4 protein-coding genes and 1 pseudogene are annotated in these 3773 nt (G+C 75.2%); 3 read left to right on the forward strand and 2 right to left on the reverse strand.

The window, feature by feature from the left end; translation table 11 throughout:
* Both AC51EU_RS28300 and AC51EU_RS28305 read right to left on the reverse strand, forming a co-directional pair.
* A pseudogene (locus AC51EU_RS28300) lies at positions 1 to 675 on the reverse strand (hypothetical protein); the annotation flags it as partial.
* Positions 675 to 1631 carry a 5-dehydro-4-deoxyglucarate dehydratase gene (locus AC51EU_RS28305; RefSeq protein ID WP_496269937.1) on the reverse strand — a complete coding sequence of 319 codons (957 nt, stop codon included), beginning with the start codon at positions 1629 to 1631 and terminating at the stop codon, positions 675 to 677. The pseudogene AC51EU_RS28300 and the gene AC51EU_RS28305, both read right to left, overlap by 1 nt.
* A 277-nt stretch (positions 1632 to 1908) precedes the next feature.
* On the opposite strand from AC51EU_RS28305, the gene AC51EU_RS28310 reads away from it, so the two are divergent.
* From AC51EU_RS28310 to AC51EU_RS28320, 3 genes are all read left to right on the forward strand, one after another.
* Positions 1909 to 2718 (forward strand): NAD-dependent epimerase/dehydratase family protein, encoded by an 810-nt coding sequence (locus AC51EU_RS28310; RefSeq protein WP_496269938.1) that lies wholly within the window; start codon positions 1909 to 1911, stop codon positions 2716 to 2718.
* Positions 2719 to 2859: 141 nt separating this feature from the next.
* Complete coding sequence (locus AC51EU_RS28315; RefSeq protein WP_496269939.1) at positions 2860 to 3126, forward strand: GlsB/YeaQ/YmgE family stress response membrane protein; 267 nt, start codon at positions 2860 to 2862, stop codon at positions 3124 to 3126.
* Between the two features lie 86 nt (positions 3127 to 3212).
* A partial coding sequence (locus AC51EU_RS28320) for a TerD family protein (RefSeq protein ID WP_496269940.1) occupies positions 3213 to 3773 on the forward strand: 561 nt, incomplete at its 3' end.

Consider the following 3773-nt stretch of genomic DNA (forward strand, 5'->3'; position numbering starts at 1 on the left):
CGGCTCCAGGGCCCGCCGCACCGCCTGCCGCAACTCGTCGGCGGGCAGGCCGAGTCCGTCGTAGCCCTCGCGGCACACGGGGCAGAAGCACACGGACATCAGGTACTGCGCGGCCCCGGACAGCGGCAGCCCGCCGGTCTTGTCGTGGGCGTGCGGATGCGCCAGTCCGTACCAGCCGCAGGACTCCAGCTCGGTGCCCCGGGCCCCGGGCCGTACGGCGGCCTCGGCGGCCAGGGCGGCGAGGTGGTCGCGCACCTCGGGGCGGGCGACGCACGGCGCCCACGGGTACGGGTCCCCGTAGGCGTTGCGGACGACGGTGTCCGGGTGCGCCGCGCCGAGGCGGGAGTTGTGGGCGAGCACCACCCAGCTGTGCACCTCGACGCCGGCGGCGGCCAGCGCCCGCGCGGCCGTGCCGAAGGGGTCCGGCTCCGGCATCCAGTCCTGCGGGGCCGGGCGCAGCGCGCGGCCGGCCCAGCGCCCGGGGTCGGGCGGGTAGAGGACGGCGGAGTGCCGGGCGGTGACGACACGGTGGCGGGGGTGGCGCGGGGTGAGGGCGCGGGTGGAGTGGTAGGCGGAGGCCAGGGTGACCTGCCGGATGCCGAGGCCGGTGAGGCGGCGGGCGGCGTCCGGGTCGCCGACCACGTCCCAGGGGTAGAGGAACGCCGCGGCCCGCATCAGGCGCCGCCTTGGCCCGTGCCGTCCCCGGCGGCCAGGGCGAGCCCGTGTCCGATCAGTTCCTCCAGCTGCGCGAGGTGCGCCGGTTCCGGCTCGCCGAGCGGCGGCCGGACCTCCCCGACGTCGGTGCCGCGCAGCCGTACCCCGGCCTTGACCAGCGAGACGGCGTAGCCGCGTCCCTTGTCGCGCAGTTCGACCAGCGGGCGGTAGAAGCCGTCCAGCAGCCGGTCGACGGTGAGGGTGTCGCCGCCGGTCAGGGCCCGCCGGAAGGTGGCGGCGATCTCGGGGGCGAAGGCGAAGACGGCGGAGGACCAGTGGCGGACGCCCAGACCGAGGTAGGCGGGCGCGGTGAGTTCGGCGGTGGGCAGGCCGTTGAACCAGAGGAAGCCGCTGCCGGGCACCTCGGTGCGGACCGCGCTGATGAGGCGTTGCAGCAGTCCGAGGTCGCCGACGCCGTCCTTGACGCCGACGATGCCGGGCGTGGCGGCCAGGGCGGCGGCGGTGGCAGGGGTGAGGACGGCGTTGTCGCGCTGGTAGACGATGACCGGCAGCGCGGTGGCGGCGGCCAGCGTCCGGTAGTGGCGCAGCAGCCCCTGCTGCCCGGGGACGACGAGGTAGGGCGGCATGGCGAGCAGCGCGTCGGCCCCCGCGTCCCGGGCCAGCCGGGCGAACTCCACGGCCAGTGCCGTGCCGTAGCCGGTACCGGCGATCACCGGGACCCGTCCGGCGGCCTCCTCGACGGCGGCGGCGACGGCGGTCCGGAACTCGCCGGGGGCCAGTGCGTGGAACTCGCCGGTGCCGCAGCAGGCGAAGACGGCGGCGGCGCCCGCGTCGAGCCCCTGGCGCACATGGGCGCGGTAGGTGTCCGGGGCGAGGGAGCCGTCGGGGGCGAAGGCGGTGACGGGGAAGAAGAGCGGTCCGTCGAGGCGGCCGGCGAGCGGCGGGGCTGAGGTCACGGGCCCTCCTGGCAGGCGCGTACACGGTGCGCGGACTCGTACACATCTCTGACCTGCGTCCATACTCATGAACCTGCCTCACGCTAGAGCAGCCCGCCGCACCGGTCAAGGACCCGAAACCGCCCTTCCCGCACCCGAACTCGCCGCGTACGGGGGTGTCTTGACCGGCCGTGAGGCCGCTCCCTACCGTGTCCACACATCTGAACCCCGTCCCGTATACGGCCCGCGCCCCGGCCCGACCGGTCCCGGCCCGCGCCCGGCCGGAGGAGCCCCGCCCATGACCGCACCCCGCACCGTCCTGCTCACCGGCGCCGCCGGCGGCATCGGCACCCTGATGCGCACCCTGCTGCCCCCGTACGGCTACCGGCTGCGGCTGTTCGACCGGCGCCCGGTGCCCGGCGCCCCGGACGCGATCACCGCCGACCTCTGCGACCGCGACGCGCTGCGCGAGGCGGTGCGCGGCACCGACGCGGTGATCCATCTCGCGGGCATCTCCCTGGAGGCCCCGTTCGAGAAGATCCTGCGGGCCAACATCGAGGGCACCCACCATCTCTACGAGGCGGTCCGCGAGGCCGGGGTGCGCCGGGTCGTCGCCGCCTCCTCCAACCACGCCGTCGGCTTCGTGCCCCGGCCCGCCGACGGCTCCGCCGCCGTCCCGGTGGACACGCCCCACCGGCCGGACACCTTCTACGGCCTGTCCAAGTGCTTCGGCGAGGACCTCGCCTCCCTCTACCACGACCGCCACGGCATCGAGACGGTCTCCCTGCGCATCGGCTCCTGCTTCCCGGAGCCGACGACGGTGCGGATGCTCTCGATCTGGCTCAGTCCGGCCGACTGCGCCCGGCTGCTGCACGCGGCGCTGACCGCCCGTGACGTCGGCCACACGATCGCCTACGGCTCCTCCGCCAACACCCGCCTGTGGTGGGACCTGTCCACCGCCCGCGCCCTCGGCTACACCCCGCTCGACGACTCCGAGCCGTACGCCGCGGCCCTGCTCGCCGCCCAGGGGGAACTCGACCCGGACGACCCCGCGCAGTCCCGGCTCGGCGGCGCCTTCTGCACCGACCCGCCCCTGTGGCCGCACTGACCGGCACGGCACACGGCGTTCCGTCCCGGTGGCCGCGGCACGGAACGTCGCGCCCCCTCCGCGCGTCCTTGTGGGCACAACCGCACAGGGAACGCAACCGACCCGGCGGCACCGCGCCGCACAGGAACGAGGAATCACACCATGGGTATCGTCAGCTGGCTCGTACTCGGACTGATCGCGGGAGTCATCGCCAAGATCCTGCTGCCGGGGCGCGATCCGGGCGGGCTGGTCGGCACCACCCTGATCGGTATCGCCGGCTCCTTCATCGGCGGCTGGCTCTCCGTCAAGATCCTGGACCGCCCCATCCCCCGCGACCTCTTCGACCCGTCGACCTGGATCGCGGCGATCGCGGGCGCCCTGGTCCTGCTGATCGCCTACCGGCTGCTGTTCGGCAACTCCCGCGACTGACAAGGGACCGCGCCCGTCCGCGGCACGGCGGCACCGGCTGCCGCGGACGGGGGAACCGCCGGCGGACACCGTGCGTTACTGCTGGCATGACGGCTATGACTCCCGGCGCGAACCTCCCGCTGACCGCCGCGCGGGTGGCGGTGGAGGTCACCGCGCCCACCCGGCTCGATGTGTCGGCCCTGCTGCTCACCGCCGACGGCAAGGTGCGCTCCGACGCCGACTTCGTCTTCTACAACCAGCCGGCGGGCGCCGGGGTGCTCCACTCCTCCGGCGCCTCCGGCGGCGGGGACGTCATCACGGTGGACACCACCGCGGTGCCCGCCGAGATCGAGAAGATCGTGGTGACGGCGAGCCCGGACGCCCCCGGGGCCACCTTCGCCGGGACGGAACCGACGGGCACGGTGCGCGACGCCGTCAGCGGCGACGTCCTCGCCGTCTTCACCCCGCCCCGGCTCGGCCCGGAGACCGCCCTGGTGGTCGTCGAGCTCTACCGGCGCAACGCGGCCTGGAAGGTCCGCGCGGTCGGCCAGGGGTACGCCGACGGCCTGGCAGGCATCGCCACCGACTTCGGCGTCAGCATCGAGGAGCCCGCGGCGGAAACGGCCGCACCGCCGGTTCCTGCCGCCGCGCCGACGCCCCCGCCGCCG

The organism is Candidatus Streptomyces philanthi (assembly GCF_059553635.1).